The following is a 26,501-nucleotide window of genomic DNA, read 5'->3' on the forward strand; positions in this document are numbered from 1 at the left end:
CTTTTGGCTATCCCCAAACCCCTTCGCGATACCATTTCGTGATCACGTATTTCACGCCCTTGCGCACCTTCATGCCGTGATGGAGCGTGGCGGGGTTGAGTGAGCCGTCGTCCCGGCGATTGTCCCAGCACACCAGCTTGCCCGCCTCCGGCTGGAACGTCTTTTTCACCACCTTGAACCGCGTTGCGCCGCCCGCGTCGACTTCGTTGAGATAGATCATGAAGGTCCAGGTGCGGTTGCCCGCTGTCCCGCAATAGCGTTCGAAATCGGCGCCATTCGGCTCGAAGAAGTCGGTATGCGCCTTGAACTCCTGCCCTTCGGCATAGCGCTGGCCCTGCACCGGTTCGCCGTGTGCGGGATCGATAGCGTTCAATGCAATCAGAAGCCGCTCCAGCTCCTGAACGGCAGGCTCGTTCCCGTCGAGATCGCAGGTTTCGCTGGTGCGGAAATAGCTGTCGCCATTGGCGTCGGCGATGGTCGAGGGTCTGCGATCCTTGTCGATCAGCGCGATCAGTTCGGCGCACAGCTCCGCCGAGAGAAAATTCGCGCACGAAAGTAGCGTGACGCGCGGGCTGGGCACTTGCCGCATTCCGGCATGGCGCAGCAGGTATTCGGCGCTGGTGTCTCCGGATGGCGCAGGGAGATTCGACATGACGTCGGGGTAGCGCCCACGCTGCTCTGAGAAAAGAGGCGCGCAACAATCTTGCAAGGGGACCGCCGCTCGCCACTTTTTACTTTGCCTGCCGCGCCGATTGTGCAACAGGCCAGCGCCCGCGCCGCAAGCCGCTTGACCGGTGGGCGCAGGTCCGTAAATGCCGCGCATCTCATGATGCGTTGCGCATGTGTGGCGATCGTAGCTCAGTTGGTTAGAGCGCCGGTTTGTGGTACCGGAGGTCGGGGGTTCGAGACCCCTCGATCGCCCCATTTCTCCCGCATCGCAGTGAATTAGACCCGAACTGTACAGGGATCCGCGATGCCCGCTTTCTGGACCGAAGCCGATTGGGACGATCATGAAATGGTCGAGGTCGTGCACGATCGCGACTCCGGCCTGACGGCGATCATCGCGCTGCATTCCACCCATCTCGGCCCCGGCGCTGGCGGCACGCGGTTCTGGCACTATGCCACGCCCGAAAACGCCATGCGCGATGCGCTGCGCCTCTCGCGCGGGATGAGCTTCAAGAACGCGATGGCCGGCCTGCCCATGGGCGGTGGCAAGGCGGTTGTCCTGCTCGACGAAAACCGCCGCAAGACGCCGGACATGCTTGCGGCTTTCGGTGATGCGGTAGAGGCTCTTGGTGGCCAATATGTCACCGCAGAGGATGTCGGCGCGAGCGAGGCCGACATGGTCGCCATATCCAAGCGCACAACGCATGTGTGCGGCCTTCCCGCGGATGAGGGCGATGCTGGCGGCGATCCCGGCCCGTTCACGGCAATGGGCATCTTTCACGGCATCAAGGCGGCCGTCGCGCACAAGCTGGAGAAGGACAGCGTCGAGGGCGTCCGCGTCGCCCTGCAGGGTTGCGGCTCGGTCGGCGGCGGTGTTGCGCGCTTGCTTGCCAAGGAAGGCGCGCAGTTGGTCGTCTCCGATATCCATCACGACCGCGCAGAAGAGCTCGCCCGCGAAATCGGCGGCGAGGCCGTCTCCGCCGAGGCGATCATGGGCGTCGAGTGCGAAGTCTTCAGCCCCAACGCGCTGGGCGCGATTCTGGACGACGAGGGCATCGCCCGGCTCGATTGCCGGATCGTGGCGGGCGGGGCGAACAACCAGCTCGCACGTCCGGAACATGGGCGTCAGCTGCACGAGCGCGGCATTCTCTACGCGCCCGATTACGTCATCAATGCGGGCGGCATCATCAATGTCAGCATGGAATATCTGTGCCGCCAGCATGGCGAGCCCTGCGACATAAACGAAGTCCGCAAGCGCATCGCGCAGATCCCCGGACGGCTCGAGGCCGTGTGGCAGGAAAGCGATGCGGGCGGGCGCCCCTCGAACGAAGTCGCGGACGCAATGGCGATGGAACTGATCGGCCGCGGCTAAGCCCCTCGAGCACAGCGGCGCGATCTGGCACCGATTTGTGCCCTAGATCTCTACCTGGCTGCCCAGCTCGACCACGCGATTGGTCGGCAGCTGGAAGAATTCCATCGGCGTTGCCGCGTTGCGCATCATCCAGGCGAACAGTTTTTCCCGCCACACCGCCATGCCCGGCTTTTCCGCCGTGAGCAGGGTCTGCCGGCTTAGGAAGAAGCTGGTCTTCATCATGTCGAACGGGCCGCCGCACATTTCCTTGCGCTGCAGCGCTGCGGGGACGTCGGTTTCCTGCATGAAGCCATAATGCAGGATGACTCGGAAGAATCCGTCACCCAATTCCATGATCTCGCAGCGATTTTCCTCTTCGACATAGGGCACTTCGGCAATCTGCACCGTCAGAACGACGATCCGCTCGTGCAGCACTTTATTGTGCTTGATATTGTGGAGCAGCGCCGATGGCGTGCCGCTGCTTCCGGAATTCATGAAGATCGCGGTGCCGGGCACGCGGGCCGTGCTGGTGCGCGCCGACTTGGCAAAGATGTCGAGTGGAAGCCCCATCTCCGTCATACGGGCGCGCATGAGTTTGCGGCCCTTTGACCATGTGGTGAGGATGGTGAAAGCGACCGCCCCGACGAGCAGCGGGAACCAGCCGCCGTCGGGCACTTTGGTCAGGTTCGCCGCGAAATATGCCCCGTCGACGATCAGGAACACGAGTACCACCGGAATGGCGATCCATTTCGGCCATTTCCACACGCCGATGAACAGCACCGCCATTAGCAGCGTATCGATGGTGACGGCGCCCGTCACGGCGATGCCGTAGGCGCTGGCGAGGTTGGAGGAATTTTGGAAGGTCAGCACCAGCAGGATGACCGCCACCATAAGTGCCCAGTTCACCACCGGAATATAGATCTGGCCGGAATGCTCGTCCGACGTATGGCGGATGGAAAGACGCGGAACGAAGCCCAGCTGGATTGCCTGGTGCGTGATGCTGAACGCGCCGCTGATGACCGCCTGGCTGGCGATGAACGTGGCGCATGTGGCGAGGATCACGAGCGGCAGGCGATAAGTTTCGTCCGCCATGAAGAAGAACGGATTGAGGATTGCCTCTTCCGCCGCCGCATCGGGCAGGCCGAGGATCATCGCGCCCTGTCCGAAATAGTTGAGCAGCAGGCAGGGCATGACGAAGCCGAACCAGGAGAGTTTCATCGGACCGCGCCCGAAATGGCCCATGTCCGAATAGAGCGCCTCGGCCCCCGTCACCGCCAGCACGACCGAGCCAAGCGCGAGGAAGGCGAACCACTTGTCCGTGATGAAGAACTGCACCGCGTACCACGGGTTCAGCGCCCACAGGATTTCCGGCGTGCCGAAGATCTGAATGGCCCCCAGCACCGCGATTACCGAGAAATAGATCATCATGACCGGCGCGAACAGTGCGCCGACTTTCTCCGTACCGCGCTGCTGCAGCACGAAGAGGCACACCAGCAGGACGAGCGCGATCGGGATGACGTAGCCGTCCAGCGCCGGATCGACCACGGCCAAGCCTTCCACCGCGGACAGCACCGAGATGGCAGGCGTGATCATGCTGTCGCCGTAGAAAAGCGCCGTCGCGGCCACGCCCAGCAACACGACGAGCCAGCCGTAACTGGTCTTGCCGATATTGCGCGAAAGCAGCGCGACTAGGGCGAGGCTGCCGCCTTGCCCGTTATTGTCCGCCCGCATCAGGATGGTGACATACTGGATCGCCACCACCAGCGTCATCGACCAGAAGATCAGGCTGACAACGCCGAGAATGTGCAGATTGTCGATCGGCAGGCTGTGCGCACCGCGGAAGGTCTCGCGAAAAGCGTAGAGCGGGCTGGTGCCGATATCGCCGAAGACGATGCCGATGGCACCTGCCGCCAGCTTCAGCTTGGCAGAGTCCCGGTCCTTTTCGGCTGCGTTCATGCGGGTTTACGACTCATGTTTCCGCGCCACGAGGGCGAGCCGCGCGCGATAGCAGCGCGGCGAGGGCGGAGCAACATTGTGCGGCGCACAAGCAGATTCACTGAGATGCGGCTTCGGCTGGCGCTTGCGAGGCGGCGTCGAGCAGCGCGTCGAGCCGCCGGAGTCGAAATTCGAGCCCGTCGCGACCCACGGCATCCTCGGGCGCATTGCGGAGCGCTTCCGCCCACACGGCCTGCGCTTCCCGGAAACGTCCCTGTCGGATCATCGATGCGCCGATGAAATAGGCGGGCGCCGGATTTCCGGGCGCGATGGCGGCGGCCTGGCGATAGGCATAGAGCGCGGGCGGCGTGATCGCGCCATCGGCATGATCGACCAGCGCATTGCCGAGCGCGACCCACGCTTCGAAATCCCAAGGGTTCTGCTTGGTGATGCCGGTAAGCAAGGCGGCGGCTTCGGCGCTTCGCCCCCGGCGGGCCATTGCATCGGCGGGAAACATCAGGTCCGCGCGGCTCTGCAAGGGCTCGCCGATAAATTCGCGGCGCTGCGCCGCCACGTCGAGATCGCCCGCCGACACATCGCGCTGCGCGGATTTCGGCGCGGCGGGGATGTTCGGGCTGGCCTGCCAGGCATAGCCCGCAAGACCGAGCGCCAGCACCATCGCCATGCTGGTCCACATCCGCTTGTCGAGCCGCCATGCGGCAAGGGCAAATGCTGCGAGGGCGAGCGCGATCGCGGCGACCCAGGTCACGCGCGGCGCGCTCCGATACGTCGCCACAGCAGGGCGGCGGCCAGCAGAGCCAGCAACGCCGGAATGGCGAAAAGCGGCCATGTCGATGCGCTGACCTGCGGTTCGTAGCTGATATAGTCGCCATAACGGCTGACCAGCCACGCGCGCACTTCGTCCGGCGATTGCCCTGCGGCGATGCGCGTGCGGACCTGATGGCGCATGTCCCCCGCCATCGCCGCATCGCTATCGGCGATGGACTGGCTCTGGCAGGTGAGGCAGCGCAGCTCGTGCATCAATTCCCGCGCGGCCTGCTCCTGCGCTGGATCGTCGAGCTGCTGATAGGCGTAGGGCGCCGGCGGCAACGTGCCTTGCGCGGCCAGGGGCGTGCCGCTTAGGGCGAGAACGGCCGCCAATAATGGGGCGCAAAGCCTCATTCCCCGGCCTTTCGCAATTCTTCCAGCAGCATCGGAACATCGTCGGCGCGAATGTCGCCGATGTGCTGGTAGGTAATCGTCCCGTCGCCTGCGACCACGAAGGTTTCGGGCACGCCCGAGGATCCCAGCGCAAGCTGCACTTCGGAAATCTCGTCACTGCCGATGCGGGTGAAGGGGTTGCCATGCTGTTGGAGAAAGCGGTTCACATCCTCGGGCCGGTCGCGGATCGCCACCGCCACGATCTGCGCGCCCTGTTGCTCGAGCTGGTCGAGATAGGGCGCTTCGGCGGCGCAGGGGACGCACCAGCTGGCGAAGATATTGAGCAGCTTGGGCGTTCCGTCCGCGAGATTGGCGCTGGAGAGGCCGGGCCGCGCCTCGACGATGGGTGGAAGCGCGAATGTTGGCATTTGCTGGCCCACGAGCGCACTTTTCACGAAGTCGTTCTTCGGCTGCTGCAACTGATAGGCGAGCAGACCGAACAGTAGCCCGGCAAGAGCCACGGCGATCCACAGGATGATGCGAACCCGTTTCACAGCGCGTAGGCCCCCGCACCGTCCGTCATCCGGGTATGGGAGATCTTGCGACGGCGCTGGCGTGTGTCGCCGATCATGCGACCAAGGAGTGATATCGCGCCGCCCAGCGCTATCAGCAATCCGCCATACCAGATGAAGGTGACGAAGGGTTTCCACCACAGTCTGAGCTGCCAGCGCCCATCCTGCACCTCGTTCCCGATGGCGGCGTATAGCTGTCCGTTCCACCGTGTGACGAGCGCGACCTCCGACGTTTCCATCTGGGGGGTCCAGAAATTGCGCTGCTGGGGCTGTGCCGTTTCGGCAGGCCCGCCGCGATAAGCGAGTGTCAGATCGGCCTCCATCGCCGTCCAGTTCGGCCCGGCAATCGGGCGAATGGTGTCGAGCGTTCCGCTCCACGGGCCGACGCTCACCGCATCTCCGGGCGCGGCGGCGACGAGCCGTTCTTCCTGGAAAGCGCTGTCAGCCGCCATACCGAAAAGGGACACGGCGATGCCGAAATGGGCGATGCACATACCCCAGACGGTAAGCGGCACGCGGCGCACCTTTCTCCCGAAAAGCGGCAGGAAACTGGCGATGGCGACACCCGCAGCAAGCGCCATGCCGAGCAGCGGCAAAATGCCCGTGTCGCCTAGAATGGCAACGCGGATCAGGACGGTGATCACGATGGCCGCGATCAGCGCGACCGGTTTGATAAGGCGCGAGGGGTCATCGCCGCGCCATCGCAGCAGCGGGCCGACCATCAGCACGAGCAGCATCGGCAGGAAGAACACCGCGCTCACCGGGTCGAAATAGGGCGGACCGACCGACACGCGCACGCCGAAAGCCTCTGTGAAAAGCGGGTAGAGCGTGCCGAGCAGCACGATGCCGAGTATGGCGGAAAGGCCGATATTGTTGATAACCAGCGCGCCTTCGCGGCTCAGCGCCTTGAACCGCTTGCCCTCCGCAATCGTCCCGGCGCGCAGGGCGAACAGCATCAGCGCGCCGCCGATATAAAGGACGAGAAGCGCCAAAATGAAGCTGCCACGCTCCGGATCGACGGCAAATGCGTGAACGCTGGTGAGGATGCCCGAGCGCACGAGGAAGGTGCCGAGCATGCTCATCGAGAAGGCGACGACGCCGAGCATCACAGTCCAAGTCCGCAAGGCGTCGCGGGCGGCGAGCACGCTCACCGAGTGCAACAGCGCCGTCGCGGCAAGCCACGGCATGAGCGAGGCGTTCTCGACCGGATCCCAGAACCACCAGCCGCCCCAGCCAAGCTCGTAATAGGCCCAGTATGAACCAGCGACGATGCCGACGGTGAGAAATATCCACGCCGCCAGCACCCAGGGACGCATGACGCGCGCAAAGGCGGGCGTGACCTGCCGCGTCAGCAACGCTGCAACGACGAAGCTGAAAGCGACCGACAGGCCGACATAGCCGACGTAAAGCGTGGGCGGATGGAAGGCGAGGCCGATATCCTGCAGCAGCGGATTAAGACCATTGCCCTCCGCCGGGATTTGCAGCAGCCGCTCGAACGGATTGGAGCTGAGCAACAGGAAGGCATAGAAGCCGAGCGCGACGAAGGCCTGTGCGCCGAGTGTCGCCATCAATGTGCGTTCCGGCAGGCGTCGCTCGACCAGCGCGATCAGGCCACCTGCCAGCGCCATTACAGTGACCCAGAGCAGCATCGAGCCTTCGTGATTGCCCCATGCGCCCGACAGTTTGAAAATGAAGGGTTTTTCCGAATGCGAATTGGTCGCGACCAGTTTTACGGACAGATCCGTCACTGCGAAGAGGTATAGCAGCGCAATGAACGAGACGCAGGCCAAGAGCGCTTGCAGCCACGCTGCCGGGCGCGCGAGTTCGGCAAGCGGCGAACCGTCCGCTCTTGCAGCGCTGAAGCCGGCAACGAGTTGCAGCACGGCGAGCGCCGTCGCCAGCCAGAGGGCGGCCAGGCCGAGCTCGGCCATCATTCGACCGTTTCCTGCACTTCCTCACGCATTTCCGCGGTGCTCATGCCTTCTAACTCGCGCGGCATGTAGTTCTCGTCATGCTTGGCGAGTAGTGTGTCGGCGACGAACACGCCCTGCGCGCCCATGCGCCCTTCCGCCACCACGCCCGATCCTTCGACGAAGAGATCGGGCAGGATGCCGGTATAAGTGACGGGTACGCGCGCCTCCCCATCATGGACGACGAAGGAAACGGTTATTCCATCCTCCTGTGGCGCGAGGGAGCCTTGCTCCACCATGCCGCCGAGGCGGATCGCCTGGCCGGGCGCGGGCGGATCTGCGGCGATGTCGGCGGGCACGTAAAAATAGCTCGCCGTGCCGCGCAGGGCATAGATGGCGAGCAGGGTCGCCCCGATAAGCGCAACCAGCGCGAGGCTGAGCAGCACGAGCCGCTGATGCTTTGGTTTGAGCGATGTGCTCACCGGCGCTTGGCCTCGTCCCGCCGCTTTTCGGCGCGGCGCATGGCGAGCCAGCTTTGCGCCATCAGCGCCAGCGTGCCGAGCACGGTCACGCCGTAAGCCGCGTAAACGAAGACCATCTGGTCCAGCGCTTCCCTCATCATGCCACCTCCGCCGTGCGCAATTCGGCCTGTTGCGCCTTGCGGCGCAAACGGGCCTCCGCCTGCGTTTCGGCGAGGATGGCGCGCATCCGGGCGAGCACCACGCCACCAAAAAGCAGCGAGAAACCGAGTGTCGCAGCCAGCAGGGGATAGAGATAGACCGCGTCAATCGCGCTCTCGCCAACGGTGATGCTGGGCGGCTGGTGGAGCGAATTCCACCACACGACCGAGCGATTGATGATCGGGATATTGATCGCGCCCACCAATCCGAAGATCGCGGCGATGCGGCTCGACTGCCCTTCTCGGGCGAGCGCGCCACTGAGCGCGATATAGCCGAGATAGAGGAAGAGCAGCACCAGCATGGACGTCAGCCGCCCGTCCCATACCCACCAGGTACCCCAGGTCGGTCGGCCCCAGATCGAGCCCGTGGCGAGGCAGATGGCCGTGAACACGGCACCCGGCACGGCGGCCGCGCGCGCGGCGATGGCTGCAAGCGGATGACGCCAGACAAGTTCGACAAGGCTCGCAATGGCGATCGCCGCCCAGCCGCCCATTCCCAGCCATGCGGTGGGCACGTGCACGAAGAGGATGCGCACCGTATCGCCCATCAGCCTGTCGGGCGGAACCTGGGAATAGCCCCACGCCAATGCGGCCCCCGTCACGGCTATACCGGCGACGAGAAGCAGCGGCGTCATCCATGACGCGATCCGCAGGAATCGGGCGGGATTGGCGTAAATGTGCATGTGAGAAAGCCTACCGGGGACATAGGCGCGAGAGGCCGCGCTAGCAAGCCGGTCTGAAAGTCCTAATGCTCTCGCTTTCCCGCTGTCAGCCCGGCGGTGGCATATCCTCCGCAGCTTCCTCCGCCTTGCTGTCGTCCACGGCGAGCCCATGCCGCATAAGCATCGGCACCTGCGTGAAGGTGAAGAGGAAGGTAAGCGGCAGGAACAGCCAGAGCTTCATGCCGAGCCACGTCTCGAAACTGACGGCGTAGATCAGCACCGTGTTGAGCGCGCCGAGAATGATGAAGAATACGCCCCAATTGCGGGACAGCTTCAGCCAGCCGGTATCGTCCAGCCCTTCGAACGCGGTTTCGAGCAGCACTTTCAGCAGCGATTTGCCGCGTGCGTAGCCGATAAGCAATGCGACCGCGAAGATCGCGTAAACGATGGTTGGCTTCCACTGGATGAAGCGTTCGTCTCGGAAGTAGATCGTCAGCGCGCCGAAGCCGACGATGAGCGCGGTCGACAGCATCAGCATCGGGCTGATCTTGCCCAACCGCAATTTGCTCACGATCAGTGCCGCAATAGCCGCGACGATGAATGCGCCCGTGCCGCGGATCACCGCCATGATCTCGCCCGCGGTGTCCCCTGCTTCGTCCGGCGAGTAATATTTGTAGACGAGAAAAAAGACGAGCAGCGGCCCGTAATCCACGGCGACATTCAGCCAGCCGGATTTGGGTTTGTCCTGCGCCATCAGGCCACCCCTGCAATCACACGCGCGACCAGATCGGGATCGAAGGGGCGCAGATCGTCCAGTTTCTCGCCGACGCCGATGGCGTGGATCGGCAGGCCGTACTGCTCCGCCGCAGCCACCAGCACGCCGCCACGCGCGGTTCCGTCTAGCTTGGTCATGATGAGGCCGGTCACGCCCGCCACCTCCTTGAAAATCTCGATCTGGGAGAGCGCATTCTGACCATTCGTCGCATCGAGCACCAGCACCACGTCATGCGGCGCTTCGGGATTGAGACGGCCGAGAACTTTTCGGATCTTCGCCAGCTCGTCCATCAGCTCGCGCTTGTTCTGCAGCCGCCCGGCGGTGTCCACCACCAGCGCGTCCGTGCCGATACCTGTCGCCTGTTTTACTGCGTCGAACACGATGCTGGCGGGATCGCCGCCTTCCGGGCCGGTGACGATCGGCGCGCCGATCCGTTCGGCCCAGATCTTCAGCTGGCCGATGGCGGCTGCGCGAAAGGTGTCTCCGGCCGCCAGCATCACCTCGTAATCGTCTTCCATCAGCCAGTGGCCGAGCTTGGCAATGGTCGTCGTCTTGCCGCTGCCGTTCACGCCGATGACCAGGATCACCTGCGGGCGCGGGAATGCAGTGACTTCGAGCGGCACGGCGACCGGGCGCAGGATCGCGGCGATCTCCTCCGCCACGGCTTCCTTCAATTCCCGCTCCGTTATGGTCAGGCCGAAGCGCATTTCCGCCAATTTTTCGCGGATGCGGGATGCGGCTGCCGGGCCGAGGTCGGACATGATCAGCGCGTCTTCGACGTCGTCGAGCGTCGCCGCGTCGAGCTTCGCCGTCCCGACGACGCCTGTCAGATTGTCGGACAAGCGATCCGACGTCTTGCGAAAGCCGCCGAGCAGTTTTTCGGACCAGCCGGTTTCGCTCACGTGAGAAGACCTTCCTTGAGTGTCGCGGGGGTGATGGACAGCACCGTGCCGGGCGCGGTGTCGGCGGGCAAGGCGACCCTTGCGAAGTTTTCCGCATAACCTTCGCCGCCGCGCTCGGCGAGGACGGTTTGCGGTGTGCCTATCAACTCGGTGAGCCAAGCCTCTCTTTGGTCTGCAACCTTCGCGCGAAGCTCGGCTGCGCGTTGAAGGATGACAGGCTTTTCGACCTGCGGCATCCGTGCGGCTGGCGTGCCGGGGCGCGGCGAATAGGGGAAGATGTGGCCGTGAACGACGGGAAGCTCGGCAATGATTGAGAGGTTATCCGCGTGGTGCGCGTCTGTCTCGGTGGGGAAACCGGCAATGATATCCGCACCCACCGTCAGGTCCGGGCGGCGAGCTTTCAGATCGTGGACCAGGCGGGTGGCGTCGGCGCGCGAATGGCGGCGCTTCATGCGTTTCAGGATCAGATCGTTGCCATGCTGCAGGCTGAGATGGAGATGCGGCATGACCCGGGGCGCTTCGGCGAAAAGCTCGAACAGCAGCGGGTCCAGTTCGGCACCGTCGATGGAAGACATGCGCAGGCGTTGCAGCTGCGGAAAGGCGTCCAGAATTGCTCTTACAAGGTGCCCGAGAGGGACGGTAGGGGACAGGTCTTGCCCCCATGACGTCACATCGACGCCGGTCAGCACCACTTCGGGTGCGCCCGCTTCCAGATGGCGCTCGACCTCCGCCAGCACTTGCGGGATCGTGAGTGAACGGCTTGCCCCGCGTCCCTGGGGGATGACACAGAAGGTGCAGGCGTGATCGCAGCCATTTTGCACGGCGATGAAAGCGCGGGTGTGCGTTTTCGGCGCGGGTGCGACGGCTTCGGGCACGTTCCAGCTGCGCGCGTCGAGTTTGGCCTGGTTAGGGACGAGGCCATCGACCTCTGGCATGGCGGTGAGCTGGGCGCGCTCGATATCGGCGGCGCATCCGGTGACGAGCAGCCGCGCATCGGGCCGGGCGCGGCGTGCGCGGCGGATGGCCTGGCGCGTCTGGCGCACCGCTTCCATCGTCACCGCGCAGCTATTGACGACCACGATGTCCTCCTGCGCCACGAGCGCGGCGATGCGTTCGCTTTCGGCGATGTTGAGGCGGCAGCCCAGCGATATGACTTCGGCGCTCACGCGTAGTCGCTCCATTCAAAGGAGCCGCGAAAGCTTTCCGTCGCCGGGCCGGACATGGTGATGCGCTCGTCCTCATCCCAGAGGATGGTTAGCGGGCCGCCCGGCAAGTGAACGGTGACTTCGCGCTCCGTCAGTCCGCGCCGCATGGCTGCGACCGCGGTGGCGCAGGCGCCCGTGCCACAGGCGCGGGTGAGGCCGGCGCCGCGTTCCCAGACACGAAGCCGAATGGTGGAGCGATTTTCGACCGTGGCGACATTGACGTTCACCCGCTCCGGGAAAAGCTCATCCTGCTCGATGATCGGGCCGAGCGTATCGAGCCGGGTCGCGTCGTTATCCTCGACAAAGAAGACCACATGCGGATTGCCGACATTCACCGCAGCGGGCTGCTCCAGCTCTTCCCAGCCGAGCGGCATGGTGAGCGTATCCATCGCGTAGGCGAGGGGGATCGCATCCCAGCCGAAGCGAGGCACGCCCATGTCGACAGAGCAGGCATCGCCATCGGGCCGCGTTTCGATGATCCCACCGGCGGTGGCGATGCGGGCGGGTTTGCCCAGCAACAAGCCGACGGCGCGCGAGGCGTTGCCGCAGGCCTCCACCTCGCCGCCATCCTGGTTGAATATACGCATGCGGCAGTCTGCCGCTTCGTCCGATTCGAGCAGGATCAACTGATCGCAGCCGATCCCCTCGCGCCGGTCCGCCAGTGCGCGCACCGCCGCATTGTCGAGCACGCCGGGAAGGGCGGTCTCCCGCGCATCGAGCACGATGAAATCGTTGCCGAGCCCATGCATCTTGACGAAGGAAACGCGCATGCGCGCCACCTAGGGGCGCGGGGCGACAAGGGCAATGGCCGGAACGCCGCTAGCCGGCGCGGCGGAGTTCTTCGAGAGCGTCCTTCCCGTCGGCGATATCGACGACGGAATTGGCCAGCAGATCCAGCTTCTCGAGGCGCGCGCGGGTGGCATAGGCATCCTCGGGCTGTCCGTAGAGATAGCCTTGGCCCTTGATATCGCCGAGACCGCGCAGCTTTTCCAGCACCGTGCCGTTCTCGATACCCTCTGCCGTGACCGGCAGCGAGAGGCCCTTGCCGAGCGAGACGATGGCGCGAACCAACTCTCCGCTCGCATCCTCGCTGGCGATCTCGCTCACGAAGCTGCGATCGATCTTCAGGCGATCGAAGGGGAGGGAACGAAGCTGCGAGAGGCTGGAATAGCCGGTGCCGAAATCGTCGAGGCTGATGCTGATGCCCTGGTTCTTCAAGCTGGCGATGATCGAGCGAACGGCGGCGATATTCTGGTGCAGGCAGCTTTCGGTGATTTCGATCTCCAGGCGGCGCGCCGGGAAGCCGGTTTCGACGAGCATGTGCAGGATCTTCTGCGCGAACCACGGATCGCGAAGCTGCACGGGTGAAATGTTCACGGAGAGCGTGATCGATTCGTGCCATTCGAGCGCATCGAGAAGCGCACGGCGGATCAGCGTTTCGGAGAGTGTGCCGATGACATCGATCTCTTCGGCGATCGGGATGAAGATGTCCGGGCTGACGAGACCGTATTTGGCCGAGCGCCAGCGCGCGAGCATTTCGAAGCCGACGATCTTGCCCGTCTCGAGATCGATCTGCTGTTCGTAATACGGCACGAACTCGTCCGCGCTCAGGCCTTCGCGGATGGCGGTTTCGAGTTCGTTGCGGAAACGCAGCTCGTCCTCCATTTGCGATTCGAACCAGAAATAGCGGTTACGTCCGCGCTTTTTCGCGTGATACATGGCGATATCGGCGCGGTGGATCAGGCGATCCGCGGTCATCAGCTTTTCGCCATCGCTGCCCGGTTCGGTATGCGACAGGCCGACCGACATGGTCGTCTCGACGCGGGTCTCGGCAATCTCGATTGGCGCGGAGACGGCGGAAATGAGAGTTTCCGTCAGCGTGTCGACCCGATTTCGCTCGTGATAATCGAAGGCGACCGCGCAGGCGAATTCGTCCCCGCCGATGCGCACCAGCAGGCCTTCGCTCGGCAGGCGCTTCACGATGCGCTCCGCAAGGATGGTAAGCACGCCGTCCCCGACGAGATGGCCGTTGAGATCGTTGATCTGCTTGAAATTGTCGAGATCGATGACGAGCACCGCCACTTCCTGCGCACGGGAGCGGGCATCGGCGATCAGCTCATTGATTGCATTCGGGCCGCTGCGGCGATTGAGGCAGCCTGTCAGCGGATCACGCTCGGCCAGCTCGCGCGCACGTTTCTCGGCACGTCGGCGCTCGATCACTTCGGCGTGGAGATCGTTATAGCGTCGCCAGCCGAATATCAGCAGCGCGATGTTGAGGAGGACGGCATTGGTCAACAACAGGTCCGGCGCATCGCCGATACCCATCCACAAGCGCACGACTTTCGGGATCAGTGCGCCGCCCGTGCCCATGAACAGGATGATCGCCGCAATGGCGATGCCAAGTGCGATCAGGTCATGGTCTGCCGAGCTCAATCGCTTGAGCGCCGTATCCTCATCCTGGGAAGCCGTCTCAGCCAATCTTCGAAATCCCCCGTGCCGTATGACAGACCGGCTATCGCTCCAGATAGTCAACTTTCGGTTAATTTGCCCGGACGGTCACCTGCCGCTAGGCGACCAGCGCAATCACAGGAGACCTCATGGCAAATCACTGGCTGATGAAATCGGAGCCATTCAAATATTCGTGGGACGATCTCGTCCGCGATGGAGAGACGATCTGGGACGGCGTTCGCAATCACCGGGCGGCGAACAATCTGCGCGCGATGGAGAAGGGCGATCAGTGCTTCTTCTACCACTCGAACAAGGGGTTGGAGGTCGTCGGTATCGCCGAGGTGAGCGAAGCGGGGCTGATCGATCCCACCGATCCTGAAGGCAAATGGCCGACGGTGAAGATCAAGCCTGTCAGGCCGCTCGAGAGCTTCGTGACGCTGAAGGCGATCAAGGCGAACGAAACGCTCGACGGGATAGAACTGGTGCGACTTTCGCGGCTGTCCGTGGCCGAAATACGCCCGGACGAATGGACGGAAATTCTTCGAATGTCAGAGGGTTGATCCGGAACATCCACGTGACTGCTCCGTTGTTATGGCAAGAGGCGCGAACCTCGCGCTGCACGAGACTAGGAGCATGTTCCGATGGGTGAACTCACCGACAAGATCAAAGGCAATGTCAACGAAGCCGTTGGCGAAATGAAGCAGAAGTCCGACGATCCCGAAACGCGGGCCAAGGGCGACAAGCAGGAAGCCAAGGGCAAGGCCCAGCAATTCAAGGGCGAAGTCGAAGGCAAGCTCGGCAACGATATCTGATCCGCGCCAGCTACGGATCGAAAAAGGGGTCACCATCGGTGGCCCCTTTTTTGTGTGCGGAAGGAACGCGCCATCGCGGCGAGCCGTTGTTTCGGCAACCCCACAAATCAGGAGCACGACATGAACAGGTTCGACGGAAAGCGCATTCTCATCACCGGCGGCACGAGCGGTTTCGGGCTTGAGGCGGCGAAGATTATCGTCGAGGAAGGCGGCGAAGTCGCCGTGACCGGTATGAGCCAGGATCATCTCGACGAGGCCGGCAGGTCGCTACCGTCGGGTTCGCTCGTGCTGCGAAACGACGCGAGCGATCCCGAAGCGGCAAAGGAACTGGCCGAGAAGGTCAAGGACCAGATGGACGGCCTCGACGGGCTATGGCTGAACGCAGGCTACGGCAAATTTGTCGAACCGCAGAAAAACGATGCCGAAACCTTCGATGCCATGATGAACACCAATGTTCGCGGCCCCGTTTTGCAGATGGCGGCGCTGATGGACGAGGTGAAGGACGGCGGCGCCGTTCTCTTCACCAGCTCGGTCGCCCCGTATCTCGGCCAGGCGATGGGTGCGATCTATGCGGCGACCAAGGCTGCCGATCTCAGCCTGGCGCGCTCCTACGCGAATGCGCTTGCCGAGCGGAAGGTGCGCGTGAATTCCGTCGCTCCCGGCCCGATCGACACCAACTTCTTCGAAGGCATGGGACTGGAAGACGATCAGAAGGAAGACATGATCGAACAGATCAAAAGCCAGGTCCCGCTGGGCCGCATGGGCGATGCAAAGGAAGTCGCGCAGGTTGCGCTGTTCCTTCTCAGCGACCACGCCAGCTACGTCACCGGCTCCGAATACATGGTCGATGGCGGCATGACTATGCGGTGATGTCTATGCCTTCGCGCGCAATCCGCTGACGGTTGCGCCGGAGGCAGCAAGCTGTTCGATATCGGTGATGCAGTGGAGGAGGCGGATGCCTTTCCGCTGCATCGCTTCTTCAAGCGCGGCGTCGAATTCGGCATTGGTGGCAACGCGTTTGCCCCAGCCGCCGTAGCTTTCGGCCATCATCGCGAAGTCGGGATTGGCGAGGCCCGTGGCAGCTTCGCGGCCGGGATACTCGCGCTCCTGATGCATGCGGATCGTGCCGTAGCTCGAATTGTCGAACAGGATGACGAGCAGGTCGAGCCCGTATTGCGCGGCAGTCGCCAATTCCTGCCCGTTCATCAAGAAATCGCCGTCGCCCGCTGCTGCAATGGCAAGCCGGTCCGGATGACGCAGGGCAGCGGCAACGGCGGCTGGCACACCATAGCCCATCGCTCCGGCAGTCGGCGCAAGTTGCGATGGATATCCCTCATAGCGCCAGTAGCGATGCCACCAGCCCGAGAAATTGCCCGCGCCGTTGCAGACGATGGCGTCGTCCGGCAGCAGACGGCGCACGGTGCCCATAGCGACCGCCAGATCGAGATCGTATTCGGCTTCGTCGCGGGGAGTGTTCCACGCCTCCCACTCGGCATGCGCCTCTGCCCCGGCATCGAAATCGATCACCTCGCCATCGTCCCATAGCGCGGCGCTCTCGGCAAATTCGGGCATGTCGGCGCAGAGGGCGAGGTCGGTGCGGTAAACGCGCCCCAGTTCGTCAGGGTCGGGATGCACGTGGATCAGCGCTTGGTCCGGGTGGTCGGGCGTGACGAGGGCGTAACCGTCCGTAGTCGCCTCTCCCATGCGCGCGCCGACCACCAGCAGCAGATCGGCGGCCTTTACGCGCTCGACCAGCTTCGGGTTCGGGCCGTAGCCGAGATTGCCTGCATATACGCTGGACGAAGGCGGGATAGCATCCTGCCGCCGGAAGGCAGTGGCAACCGGCAGGCCAATACGCTCGGCAAACTGGGTGAAATAATGTCGCGCCCGCGCATTCCAGCCTGCACCGCCGACGATTGCCAGCGGTGACGCGGCGTCGCCGATCATCTGCATGATCGTCATCATCGTATCGGGGCAGGGCGCCTGCGCGGGCCGTGTGACGGCAGGGCGCACGATCGCTTCGATCCCATCCTCGTGCAGCATATCCTCCGGCAGGGCGAGCACGACGGGGCCGGGCCTCCCGGAGATCGCAACAGACCATGCGCGCGCGATATATTCCGGAATGCGCGATGCGTCGTCGATCTTCGCTGCCCATTTCGCGATGGGGCCGAAGAACGCGGGAAAGTCGACTTCCTGGAAACCTTCGCGATCTTTCATGCCGCGATCGACATCGCCGACGAACAGGATCATCGGCTGCGAATCCTGGTGCGCGACATGCGCGCCGATGCTGGCATTGGTCGCACCTGGGCCGCGGGTGACGAACGCCACGCCGGGCTTGCCCGTCATCGCCCCGTCCGCGCACGCCATGAAGGCCGCGCCGCCTTCCTGCCGGCAAGTCACGGTCTGTATTCCCTCCGCATCCGACAGGGCATCGAGCACGGGCAGGAAGCTCTCCCCCGGCACGGTGAAAACGCGGTCGCAGCCCTGCTCGGCAAGGCAATCGACAAGGAGGCGGGCAGCGGTTTTGCTCATGAAAGCCGCGTTAGCGAGGCCGAAACGCGGCGGCAACTCTTCCACAAATCAAAGCGATGCGTCCCGGATGTGGACAGGAACAACAGTGCGATACCCTGATTGGTTACCAAATAGTTAAGGTGGCATCATGAGACGCGCACTAGTCCTTACCGATGAATCGGCTCGCCACCCCTTCCGGGCTTCCCTCCCCCCACATGTGGTGCATCGCGCCAACGAGATCGAACGCACCGTGCCATGGCGCCAGCGCCTTTCGATCACGCGCAAGGAAGTTGAAACCGTGATGGCGACCTATACCGCCGCCTTCGTCGCGACGCTCGCCTTCATCGCCTAGACCGGCTGCTCCATGGGGGCGGCCGCTTCCGCCTTGCAGAGCATGCGCGCAAGCCATGCGGAGACGAGGCACATCGCAGCGCTGAGGAGCAACTGCTCCGCAAGTGGTACTCCGATATAGCCGAGGCCGAGTGCCACGAGCGCGCCCAGAACCATCGCGCCTGAATTGACGATGTTGTTGGCTGCCACCGCGCGGCTCGTCTGCGATGGCGGTACCTTCGTGGTCAGGAAGGCGTAGAGGGGCACCACGAACATGCCGCCGAAGATCGCTATCAGCAGCAGGCTGCCGAGAACGACATAGGCGAGCGGGTAGGACAGGAAGGTGGTCACATCCATCAGCGTGTCGTCTTGCAACCCCGCATTCCAGGCGCGGCAGACGAAGTAGAACACCGCCACCATCGCGCCCATCGCTAGCACGGATGCCGGGGCATAGCGGGCGGACACGCGGCCCTTCAACAGCATGTTGACGGCGACCGAGCCGATGGCGACGCCGATGGAGAAGAACACCAGAAACAGGCTCGCGACCTTGGGGTCGGCCAGCAGCACGTTCTTTGCGAGCGGCGGGAACTGGATGAAAAGCACCGACCCGACTGTCCAGAAAAAGCTGATGGCGATTATCGCAAACAGAACTTCGCGGTGATGAGAGACCCCCTTGATCAGCCGCCAGGACGACGTGAAGGGATTGAAATCGATCTTCTCCTTCTCGCCCATCGGCGGGGCGGGCGGCACTTGCCGGGCAACGGCGTAGCCGATTAGCGAGAAGAGGATGATGCCAGCTGCGGCAACCTCCACCATTTCCGACAGGACGCCAGCCAGGATCGTCCCGCCCATGATGGCAATGTAGGTTCCGGCTTCGACCAGGCCTGTTCCCGCAAGCACCTCGTCCTTTTCCAGATGCTGCGGCAGGATCGCGTATTTGATGGGCCCGAAGAAGGCCGACTGCGTTCCCGTCCCGAACAGCGTCAGCATCAGCAGCGGGATCGCGACCTCGTCGACCGCAATGCCGTTCCACGCCATGAAAAGCCCGGTCGCGCCCACGCACATCAGGCCGATTTCGGCGGCTTTGATCCGCCGGATCAGCTTCGCCTTGTCACGCATATCCGCCAGTTGCCCGGCGATGGCCGACAGCAGGAAGAAGGGCAGGATGAAAAGGGCGGACGCCGCGCTGGAAAAGAACAGCTCCGTATCGGCTGAATTGTAGACGGCATAGACGACGAACAGCACCATCGTCGTCTTGTAGAGATTGTCGTTGAAGGCGTTCAGCAGCTGGGTGACGAAAAGCGGCAGGAACCTGCGCACCTTCAGCAGATGTCGTGAATCGTACAAGTGGTTGCCTTTTCCCCGCCCGGGCACGCAGCCCGCTCTCCTGCACGGCGCTTTATAACCAATCGCGTGGGGTGGCCACGCTTTTTCCTGAAGCAATATCCGGCTAGGGAAAGGCGCCATGTGGACGCTTCCCAATATCCTTACGCTGTCGCGCATCCTCATGCTGCCGCTGCTCGGCTTCCTGCTTTGGTGGCCGGACTGGGCGCTCGGCTACTACGCGGCCTTCGTGCTCTATTCGATAATCGCCATCACCGACTATTTCGACGGCATGCTGGCGAGATCGAGCGGAGCGGTGAGCAAGCTCGGCACCTTTCTCGATCCCATTGCGGACAAGATCATGGTGGCGACCGTGATCCTGATCCTGACGGCACAGGGAATGTTGCGCGGACCCTACGTGGGCGATTTGCACGTGGTGGCCGGACTTATCATCCTGCTCCGCGAAATTGCCGTGTCGGGCCTCCGCGAATTTCTTGGTGGGCTGCAGGTGAGCGTGCCGGTCTCGAAACTCGCCAAATGGAAGACCACTTTCCAGCTTCTGGCTCTCGGCGCACTGATCCTCGGTGGCGCGGTCCACGGCCCGCCATGCGCCTCGCTCACCGATCCTGCCGGGTGCGGCACTTGGCAGGAACAGTGGATCAGAACAGTCGGCCTGATCAGTCTGTGGAGCGCTGCCGCCCTGACCGTCGTGACGGGCTGGGATTACCTGCGCGTTGGCCTCAAGCACATGGATTGATGCACTAGCCGGCTGGCATCTCCAGCGAGGACATGTCGATCACGAAGCGATACCGCACATCGGCCTTTTCGAGCCGTTCGAACGCTTCATTGATCTCTTCCATTCGGATCATTTCGATTTCGGGCACCACGCCCTTTTCGGCGCAGAATTCGAGCATTTCCTGCGTTTCGGGAATCCCACCGATGAAGGATCCGGAGACCTTTCGCCTGCCGAACATCAGCAGCGCCGCATTCGGGTCGTTCAGCGGCCCGACCTGGCCGACGATGGCAATCTCACCGCCGATGTCCAGCAGCGGGATATAGGGATCGATATCGTGGGCGACGGGAACGGTGTCGACGATGAGATCGAACCCGAATGCCTTGGCCTCCATCGCTTCTTCGTTCGATGACAGCAGGAATTCGTCCGCGCCGAGCGCGGCTGCGTCTTTTTCCTTGTCAGGAGTGCGCGAGAGCACCGTGACATGCGCGCCCATCGCGGATGCGATCTTCACGGCCATATGGCCCAGTCCGCCAAGGCCGATGACGGCCACGCGGCTTCCTTTATCGATACCGAAACGCTTCATCGGCGAGTAGGTGGTAATGCCCGCACACAATAGTGGCGCGGCTTTAGCCGGATCGATGGAACCCGGAACCTGAAGGACGAATTCCTCCCGCACGACGATGTGCTTGGAAAATCCGCCATGGGTCATGCCGTCCGAATGCTTGTCCTCCGAACCGTAGGTCATCACCATGCCCTCGCGGCAGAATTGCTCTTCCCCGGCGCGGCACTGGTCGCATCGTTGGCAGCTATCGACCATGCATCCGACAGCGACGGTATCGCCCGCGGCATGCCTTTCAACGTCGGAGCCGACAGCCATAACCTTCCCGACAATTTCATGTCCCGGCACGACGGGATAGGTCGTCATGCCCCAGTCATTGCGGGCGAAATGCAGGTCGGAATGGCAGATGCCGCAATGGGTGATTTCGATCACCACGTCGTTTGCATTCAGATTGTCCCGCCGCTCGAAATCGAAAGGCGTCATGTGGCCGCTGGTGTCGTGTGAAGCGTAGCCGATTGTTTGCATGGCATTTCCCCCAAGATACCGCGCCTGAAAGAGCGGTATTGGAAACTGGTTTACAGGAATTTGCAGGCTGTGGACAGCAAACTAGGTGCCGGATGACGCGTCCGCGTCGCTTTGCGCGTTCGAGATTGCATCGTGATATTCGGCGACGGCGCGTGTCGCTGCCTGCATCAGCGCCATCCGCTCCGGCGTTGGTTTGCGGGTCTCGCCGATCATCACTGCAATCGCGTAGCTGCTGCCATCGGGCGCGGTGATCAGTCCGACATCGTTGTACCCCGATTGGCGTCCTTCGAAGAACTGGCCGGTCCCTGTCTTGTGCGCCACGCGCCAGCCATCGGGGGCACCGGCCTTGATCCGGCGCGGGCCGCTTTTCGTGCGCTCCAGGGTCGTCAGGAAATAGGCGGTCGCGGTTTCAGACAGCAATTCGCCGCGCGTCAGTTTGGCGAGAGCGCGCGCAATGGCGAGTGGCGTCGCGCCATCGACGGGGTTGGACAGATATCGCTCGAAAGCCGCCCGGCGCACGGAATCGGGCACCTGGTCGCGGGCATCGAAGAAGCCCTTCTGCGTGTAGGCGTAGCTCTGGCGCCATTCGACGCCGGCAATCTGGCTTTGCATCGCGCGCTCACCGGGGCCGAACCGAATCTGACCGAGGCCCTTGTCGACTATCGTCTGGCGGACAGCGTCGGGACCGCCCACAATGTTGAGCAGCGCATCGTTGGCGGTGTTGTCGCTCTGCGTAATGGCGCGTTCGATCAGGTCGGCGACGTCGGTGGTCAATGATCCCGATCGCAGGATTTCCTTGCGGATCGGTTGGTAGAACACGGCAAGGTCGTCTCGGGTCAGTGTGACCTTGCGCGCAAGGTCGAGTTCGCCCTTGTCGATCTGGTCGAGCGCGGTCAGCGTCACCCAGGTCTTGCTGACGCTTTGCTGCGGGAAAAGCTGATCGGCTTCGTATCCGGTATGCCAGCCCGTCTGGACGTCGACGACGGCGAGCCCGACGGATCCACCGAAATCGAGCGCGAGCCGGTCGATCTCGGCTGCCAACGCATCGCGGGCTTCGGAGACGGCGGGGTCGGCCTGCGCTTCGGCCTCGGCTTCGACGACTTCGTCAGGGACGTCGTCAGCCTGTTCCGTCGTCTCCGGCGGAGGAGGGACTTCCCCGGTGTCGCAAGCTGCGAGGGTGAGGGCGGTGAAAGGGATGAATGCGCGGATCACATGCATTCAATGAGAGAGGGGCTGATATTATCCGAGAAATCGCGAGAAAATTCAGCCCGCTCGCAATTCCTCGGCCAGCAAGCGAAATTCTTCGCCTCGCGGAGAATTGGGTCGCCATACGAGCGCAATCTCGCGGCTCGTGTTGCGACCCTTGAGCGGGCGAGCGACCACGTCGGTGTCGTGCAGAATACCCGCATCGATGGCCATTTGCGGCAGCATGGTGAGGCCGAGGCCGTTATCGACCATTTGCACCAGCGTGTGCAGGCTGGTGCCGATCATCGTCGCGCTCGCACGCAATTCGGGCCTGTTGCAGGCAGCAAGAGCGTGATCCTTCAGACAGTGACCGTCCTCCAGCATCAACAGTCGGCCCTCGTCGATCGAGGCCGGTGCGATTTCGGCAGGCGGATCGCGCGGATCGTCCTTCGGGAAGGCCACGCACAGATCGTCCTTGGCGATCGTCTCCTTCTCCACATCGCCGGTAGCGAAGGGCAAAGCGAGCAGCACGCAATCTGCACGACCGTGATGAAGCGACTCTATCGCGTGGTCGGACGTCTCTTCCCGCAGGAAGAGTTTGAGTTGCGGCCGTTCCTTGCGCAGGCGCGGCAGGATGCGCGGTAGCATGAACGGCGCGATGGTGGGGATCACGCTCATGCGCAGCTCGCCCGACAGCGGCTTGCCAGCGGCCTGCACCAGTTCGGAAAGCTCCTCCGCCTCGCGCAGCAGACGATGCGCCTTGTCGACCACGCTGTTGCCGAGCGGGGTGAAGCGGACCACCCGGCGGCTGCGCTCCACCAGCGTGACGCCCAGCAGCGATTCCAGCTCCCGGATCCCGGCAGACAAAGTGCTCTGCGAGACGTAGCTCGCCTCCGCCGCCCGGCCGAAATGGCCATGCTCATGCAGCGCAACGAGATATTGCAACTGCTTAATGGTGGGGAGGTAGGTGGACATTGCGCTACTTGCCGTGCGCCTCCGCCATGTCGGCGCGCACTTCGTCGATATGCGCCATTTTCAGTCTGCCCTTCTCGACCGCAAAGGCGAGGCGGCCTTCGACCAGTTCGAGCGCGTCCTTGCCGAAGACTTCGTAGCGCCATCCTTCGAGCACGGGCAGCTTGCGCATGCCCGCCGCCAGCGCCTCCAACTCGTCGGAGCGCGTAAGCAGGCGGCTCGCCACGTCGATTTCGCGGGCGCGTATCTTGAGCAGCAGCTTGAGCAGGTCGGCGACCAGTGCGCCCTCCTTGCCGAGTGGCGCCCCGCGCTTCATCTTCTTCGGCATTTCGTCGTCGGGCAGAGGCTCTGCGTTCTTGAGGACACGCATCAGGCGCTTGCCGATATCGTTTTCCGCCCACGCCTTGGAAAGGCCTCGGACCTTGGCGAGATCGCCCTGCTTCTTGGGAGGACTGCTGGCGAGATCGGCGAGAGTCTCGTCCCGCATGATCCGGCCACGCGGAATGTCCTTGCCTTGCGCTTCCTGTTCACGCCACGCAGCCAGAGCCTTCAGCCGCCCCAGCACCGTGGGATTGCGGCCCGGCGCGCGGATGCGTTTCCAGGCCTCTTCCAGCGCATTCTCGTAATTCGATGGATCGGCCAGCTTGTCCATTTCGGCATTCAACCACGATCCACGCTCGGTCTTGATGAGCTTCTTCAGGATCTTCGGGAAGATCTTCGCCAGATATGTCACGTCGCCGATGGCATATTCGATCTGCCGGTCGGTCAACGGGCGGCGGCTCCAGTCGGTAAAGCGCGCGCCCTTGTCGATCGTCTTGTTGAGCCAGCTTTCGACCAGATTGGCGTAGCCGATCTGCTCCGACTGGCTGATGGCCATCATCGCGATCTGCGTGTCGAAGATGGGGTAGGGCGTCTTGCCGGTGAAATTGTACACGATCTCCACGTCCTGCCCACCGGCATGGAAGATCTTCAGGATCTCGTCATTCTCTGTCAGCAAGTCCCAGAGCGGGGTGAGGTCGATACCGTCCGCCAGCGGATCGATGGCGGCAGCCTCTTCCTCATTGCCCACCTGCACCAGGCAGAGCAGCGGATAGTAGGTGTTCTCACGCATGAACTCGGTGTCGACGCACACGAAATCGTGCTGGGCGAGCCGTTTGCACAATGCGGCGAGCTCTTCGGTATCTGTAATGAGGGGATGAATTTCCATCGTCTCTTCTTCATGTCCGTTTGGCCGGTTCACCGACCTGCGCACCTGCCTGCCAATCCTGACCCCGCCAATCTTGACAAAGCGCCATGCATACCCTGTTAGCGCGCGCGTAAGCGAAGTGACCTTGCGGACCGCACCGATGCGCGCCCCTAGAGCCTTAGCCCCCGAATTGGAAAGAGTCCCCCATGCATGCCTATCGTACCCACAATTGTGCTCAACTGACGAAAGAAGCCGTCGGTGAAAGCGTCCGCCTGTCCGGCTGGGTTCATCGCAAGCGCGACCATGGCGGGGTGCTGTTCGTCGATTTGCGGGACCATTACGGCATTACGCAGGTCGTCGCGGACGAGGATTCGCCCGCCTTGCAGACCCTCGATGCGCTGAAGCTGGAAAGCGTCATCACCATCGATGGCGAAGTGAAGGCGCGCGATGCCGAAGCGGTGAACCCGAACCTGCCGACCGGTGAGATCGAGGTGTTCGCCCGCGGCGTTACCGTCCAGAGCCATGCCGACGAGCTTCCGCTCATCGTCAACTCGGCCGAGGACTACCCTGAGGAAACGCGCCTGAAATACCGCTTCGTCGATCTGCGGCGCGAGCGTGTGCATGCCAACATCATGCTGCGCAACCGGGTCATCACCAGCCTGCGCCGCCGGATGACCGACCAGGGATTCTCCGAATTCCAGACGCCGATTCTTGGCGCGTCCAGCCCGGAGGGTGCGCGCGACTATCTCGTGCCCAGCCGCCTGCATCCCGGCACGTTCTACGCGCTTCCGCAGGCACCGCAGATGTTCAAGCAGCTGCTGATGGTCGCCGGTTTCGACCGCTATTTCCAGATCGCACCGTGCTTCCGCGACGAAGACTTGCGCGCCGATCGCAGCCCGGAATTCTACCAGCTCGATTTCGAGATGAGTTTCGTCACGCAAGAAGACGTGTTCAATGCCATCGAGCCGGTGCTGGCGGGCGTGTTCGAGGAGTTTGCCGACGGCAAGAGCGTCACCCCGGCGGGTGAATTCCCGCGCATCCCCTATGCCGAAACCATGCTGAAATACGGCACCGACAAGCCGGACCTGCGCAACCCGATCGTAATCGGGGACGTAACCGCGCATTTCGAAAAGTCCGGCTTCGGCATTTTCGAGAAGATCGTGGGCGGCGGCGGCGTGGTGCGCGCGATTCCCGCACCGAACACGAATGAGAAGAGCCGCAAGTTCTTTGACGAGATGAACGACTGGGCGCGCAAGGAAGGTTTCTCGGGCCTCGGCTACGTGACCCGCAAGCAGGGCGAGTTCGGCGGCCCGATCGCCAAGAACCACGGCCCGGAGAACATGCAGAAAATCTACGACGAGCTCGGCCTCGGCGAGAATGACGGCCTGTTCTTCGCAGCGGGCAAGGAAAAGGACGCGCTAAAGCTGGCGGGCGCCGCGCGCACCCGCGTCGGCGAGACCCTGCAGCTGATCGAGCAAGATTGCTTCAAGTTCTGCTGGATCGTCGATTTTCCGATGTTCGAATATGACGAGGAGCTGAAAAAGGTCGATTTCAGCCACAACCCCTTCTCCATGCCGCAGGGCGAGATGGAAGCGCTGGAGAGCCAGGATCCGCTGGAGATCAAGGCGTGGCAATACGACATCGTCTGCAACGGGTACGAGCTCAGCTCCGGCGCTATCCGAAATCACCGGCCGGATATCATGTACAAGGCGTTCGAGATCGCGGGCTATTCCAAGGAAGAGGTCGACGCGAATTTCTCGGGCATGATCGAGGCATTCAAGCTGGGCGCGCCGCCGCATGGCGGTTCCGCACCGGGCATCGATCGCATCGTGATGCTGCTCGCCGACGAGCCGAACATCCGCGAAGTCATCGCCTTTCCGCTAAACCAGCGCGCGCAGGACCTGATGATGGGGGCGCCGTCGCCTGTCTCCAACGCGCAGCTGCGCGACGTGAACATTCGCCTTTCCGGTGAGGCGCTGGAAGCGCACAAGGCGGCAAGCGATGCGGAAAAGGCGAACGTCAACACGAATGCCGCGAAGCGGGACGCGCCGCCTCAGGAAGGCTGACCGCAAGAAAAAGGGCGCGGCTCCCGAAAG

The 26,501-nt window shown here is 63.0% G+C and carries 27 protein-coding genes and 1 tRNA gene; 8 read left to right on the plus strand and 20 right to left on the minus strand.

The features are described from left to right. Nucleotides 1–7: 7 nt before the first annotated feature. Nucleotides 8–652, minus strand: coding sequence for a prolyl hydroxylase family protein (locus tag D6201_RS02325; protein ID WP_120047236.1), 645 nt, complete (start codon nt 650–652; stop codon nt 8–10). A gap of 195 nt (nt 653–847) precedes the next feature. Here D6201_RS02325 and D6201_RS02330 point away from each other — a divergent pair. Continuing rightward, nucleotides 848–924 (plus strand) — tRNA-His (locus D6201_RS02330). 49 nt (nt 925–973) lie between these two features. Further along, a complete protein-coding gene (locus D6201_RS02335; protein WP_120047237.1) occupies nt 974–2,038 on the plus strand; it encodes a Leu/Phe/Val dehydrogenase in 1,065 nt (354 codons plus the stop codon). 42 nt (nt 2,039–2,080) lie between these two features. On the opposite strand, the gene D6201_RS02340 is transcribed toward D6201_RS02335, so the two are convergent. From D6201_RS02340 to D6201_RS02400, 13 genes are all read right to left on the minus strand, one after another. Beyond that, on the minus strand, nt 2,081–3,973 hold the full coding sequence (locus D6201_RS02340; RefSeq protein ID WP_120047238.1) for a potassium transporter Kup: 1,893 nt from the start codon (nt 3,971–3,973) through the stop codon (nt 2,081–2,083). A 97-nt stretch (nt 3,974–4,070) separates the two neighbouring features. Continuing rightward, nucleotides 4,071–4,721 carry a tetratricopeptide repeat protein gene (locus D6201_RS02345; RefSeq protein WP_133303923.1) on the minus strand — a complete coding sequence of 217 codons (651 nt, stop codon included), beginning with the start codon at nt 4,719–4,721 and terminating at the stop codon, nt 4,071–4,073. Then, complete coding sequence (locus D6201_RS02350) at nt 4,718–5,134, minus strand: cytochrome c-type biogenesis protein (RefSeq protein ID WP_120047240.1); 417 nt, start codon at nt 5,132–5,134, stop codon at nt 4,718–4,720. The genes D6201_RS02345 and D6201_RS02350 overlap by 4 nt, the downstream gene beginning before the upstream one ends. After that, the gene (locus tag D6201_RS02355; protein ID WP_120047241.1) at nt 5,131–5,667 is read right to left on the minus strand and encodes a DsbE family thiol:disulfide interchange protein; all 537 of its coding nucleotides are present in this window, start codon (nt 5,665–5,667) and stop codon (nt 5,131–5,133) included. The genes D6201_RS02350 and D6201_RS02355 overlap by 4 nt, the downstream gene beginning before the upstream one ends. Continuing rightward, a complete protein-coding gene (locus D6201_RS02360; RefSeq protein ID WP_120047242.1) occupies nt 5,664–7,619 on the minus strand; it encodes a heme lyase CcmF/NrfE family subunit in 1,956 nt (651 codons plus the stop codon). The genes D6201_RS02355 and D6201_RS02360 overlap by 4 nt, the downstream gene beginning before the upstream one ends. Next, nucleotides 7,616–8,077, minus strand: a complete 462-nt coding sequence (ccmE, locus tag D6201_RS02365) for a cytochrome c maturation protein CcmE (RefSeq protein WP_120047243.1) — start codon at nt 8,075–8,077, stop codon at nt 7,616–7,618. Before ccmE ends, D6201_RS02360 begins: the two co-directional genes overlap by 4 nt. Next, nucleotides 8,074–8,217: a hypothetical protein gene (locus D6201_RS02370; RefSeq protein WP_340137521.1), complete on the minus strand. Its 144-nt coding sequence runs from the start codon at nt 8,215–8,217 to the stop codon at nt 8,074–8,076. Before D6201_RS02370 ends, ccmE begins: the two co-directional genes overlap by 4 nt. Continuing rightward, complete coding sequence (gene ccmC, locus D6201_RS02375) at nt 8,214–8,957, minus strand: heme ABC transporter permease CcmC (protein WP_120047244.1); 744 nt, start codon at nt 8,955–8,957, stop codon at nt 8,214–8,216. The genes D6201_RS02370 and ccmC overlap by 4 nt, the downstream gene beginning before the upstream one ends. An 85-nt stretch (nt 8,958–9,042) precedes the next feature. After that, entirely contained in the window at nt 9,043–9,690 is a 648-nt protein-coding gene (locus D6201_RS02380; protein ID WP_120047245.1) for an inner membrane-spanning protein YciB, read from the minus strand. After that, nucleotides 9,690–10,613, minus strand: coding sequence for a signal recognition particle-docking protein FtsY (gene ftsY, locus D6201_RS02385; RefSeq protein WP_120047246.1), 924 nt, complete (start codon nt 10,611–10,613; stop codon nt 9,690–9,692). The genes D6201_RS02380 and ftsY overlap by 1 nt, the downstream gene beginning before the upstream one ends. Next, nucleotides 10,610–11,779 (minus strand): MiaB/RimO family radical SAM methylthiotransferase, encoded by a 1,170-nt coding sequence (locus D6201_RS02390; RefSeq protein WP_120047247.1) that lies wholly within the window; start codon nt 11,777–11,779, stop codon nt 10,610–10,612. Before D6201_RS02390 ends, ftsY begins: the two co-directional genes overlap by 4 nt. Continuing rightward, a complete protein-coding gene (gene dapF / locus D6201_RS02395) occupies nt 11,776–12,588 on the minus strand; it encodes a diaminopimelate epimerase (RefSeq protein ID WP_120047248.1) in 813 nt (270 codons plus the stop codon). The genes D6201_RS02390 and dapF overlap by 4 nt, the downstream gene beginning before the upstream one ends. A 49-nt stretch (nt 12,589–12,637) precedes the next feature. Continuing rightward, complete coding sequence (locus D6201_RS02400) at nt 12,638–14,296, minus strand: putative bifunctional diguanylate cyclase/phosphodiesterase (RefSeq protein WP_242447392.1); 1,659 nt, start codon at nt 14,294–14,296, stop codon at nt 12,638–12,640. A 119-nt stretch (nt 14,297–14,415) separates the two neighbouring features. Here D6201_RS02400 and D6201_RS02405 point away from each other — a divergent pair, with 119 nt between their 5' ends. From D6201_RS02405 to D6201_RS02415, 3 genes are all read left to right on the plus strand, one after another. Next, the gene (locus D6201_RS02405; RefSeq protein WP_120047249.1) at nt 14,416–14,826 is read left to right on the plus strand and encodes an EVE domain-containing protein; all 411 of its coding nucleotides are present in this window, start codon (nt 14,416–14,418) and stop codon (nt 14,824–14,826) included. Between the two features lie 81 nt (nt 14,827–14,907). Beyond that, nucleotides 14,908–15,078, plus strand: a complete 171-nt coding sequence (locus tag D6201_RS02410) for a CsbD family protein (RefSeq protein ID WP_120047250.1) — start codon at nt 14,908–14,910, stop codon at nt 15,076–15,078. Nucleotides 15,079–15,198: 120 nt separating this feature from the next. Further along, a complete protein-coding gene (locus tag D6201_RS02415; protein WP_120049147.1) occupies nt 15,199–15,948 on the plus strand; it encodes an SDR family oxidoreductase in 750 nt (249 codons plus the stop codon). A 3-nt stretch (nt 15,949–15,951) separates the two neighbouring features. On the opposite strand, the gene D6201_RS02420 is transcribed toward D6201_RS02415, so the two are convergent. Further along, complete coding sequence (locus D6201_RS02420) at nt 15,952–17,610, minus strand: thiamine pyrophosphate-binding protein (protein WP_120049148.1); 1,659 nt, start codon at nt 17,608–17,610, stop codon at nt 15,952–15,954. A 199-nt stretch (nt 17,611–17,809) separates the two neighbouring features. On the opposite strand from D6201_RS02420, the gene D6201_RS13140 reads away from it, so the two are divergent. Continuing rightward, on the plus strand, nt 17,810–17,941 hold the full coding sequence (locus tag D6201_RS13140) for a hypothetical protein (protein ID WP_277949473.1): 132 nt from the start codon (nt 17,810–17,812) through the stop codon (nt 17,939–17,941). Here the strand turns inward: D6201_RS13140 and D6201_RS02430 are convergent. Then, nucleotides 17,938–19,266 carry an MFS transporter gene (locus D6201_RS02430; RefSeq protein WP_242447393.1) on the minus strand — a complete coding sequence of 443 codons (1,329 nt, stop codon included), beginning with the start codon at nt 19,264–19,266 and terminating at the stop codon, nt 17,938–17,940. The two genes, D6201_RS13140 and D6201_RS02430, sit on opposite strands and share 4 nt — an antisense overlap. Nucleotides 19,267–19,384: 118 nt before the next feature. On the opposite strand from D6201_RS02430, the gene pgsA reads away from it, so the two are divergent. Continuing rightward, entirely contained in the window at nt 19,385–19,999 is a 615-nt protein-coding gene (gene pgsA / locus D6201_RS02435; RefSeq protein ID WP_120047253.1) for a CDP-diacylglycerol--glycerol-3-phosphate 3-phosphatidyltransferase, read from the plus strand. Nucleotides 20,000–20,003: 4 nt separating this feature from the next. Here pgsA and D6201_RS02440 read toward each other — a convergent pair whose 3' ends face one another. The 4 genes from D6201_RS02440 to rnd form a co-directional block, all read right to left on the minus strand. Then, complete coding sequence (locus D6201_RS02440) at nt 20,004–21,062, minus strand: NAD(P)-dependent alcohol dehydrogenase (RefSeq protein ID WP_120047254.1); 1,059 nt, start codon at nt 21,060–21,062, stop codon at nt 20,004–20,006. An 81-nt stretch (nt 21,063–21,143) separates the two neighbouring features. Continuing rightward, nucleotides 21,144–22,280: a class A beta-lactamase gene (bla, locus tag D6201_RS02445; RefSeq protein WP_120047255.1), complete on the minus strand. Its 1,137-nt coding sequence runs from the start codon at nt 22,278–22,280 to the stop codon at nt 21,144–21,146. Between the two features lie 45 nt (nt 22,281–22,325). Beyond that, nucleotides 22,326–23,222: a hydrogen peroxide-inducible genes activator gene (locus D6201_RS02450; RefSeq protein ID WP_120047256.1), complete on the minus strand. Its 897-nt coding sequence runs from the start codon at nt 23,220–23,222 to the stop codon at nt 22,326–22,328. 4 nt (nt 23,223–23,226) lie between these two features. After that, nucleotides 23,227–24,426, minus strand: coding sequence for a ribonuclease D (gene rnd / locus D6201_RS02455; RefSeq protein ID WP_120047257.1), 1,200 nt, complete (start codon nt 24,424–24,426; stop codon nt 23,227–23,229). 185 nt (nt 24,427–24,611) lie between these two features. Between rnd and aspS the strand changes: the two genes are divergently transcribed. Then, entirely contained in the window at nt 24,612–26,471 is a 1,860-nt protein-coding gene (gene aspS, locus D6201_RS02460; RefSeq protein ID WP_120047258.1) for an aspartate--tRNA ligase, read from the plus strand. The last annotated feature ends 30 nt before the right edge of the window (nt 26,472–26,501 follow it).

Source organism: Aurantiacibacter aquimixticola (genome assembly GCF_003605475.1).
GTDB lineage: Bacteria > Pseudomonadota > Alphaproteobacteria > Sphingomonadales > Sphingomonadaceae > Alteraurantiacibacter > Alteraurantiacibacter aquimixticola_B.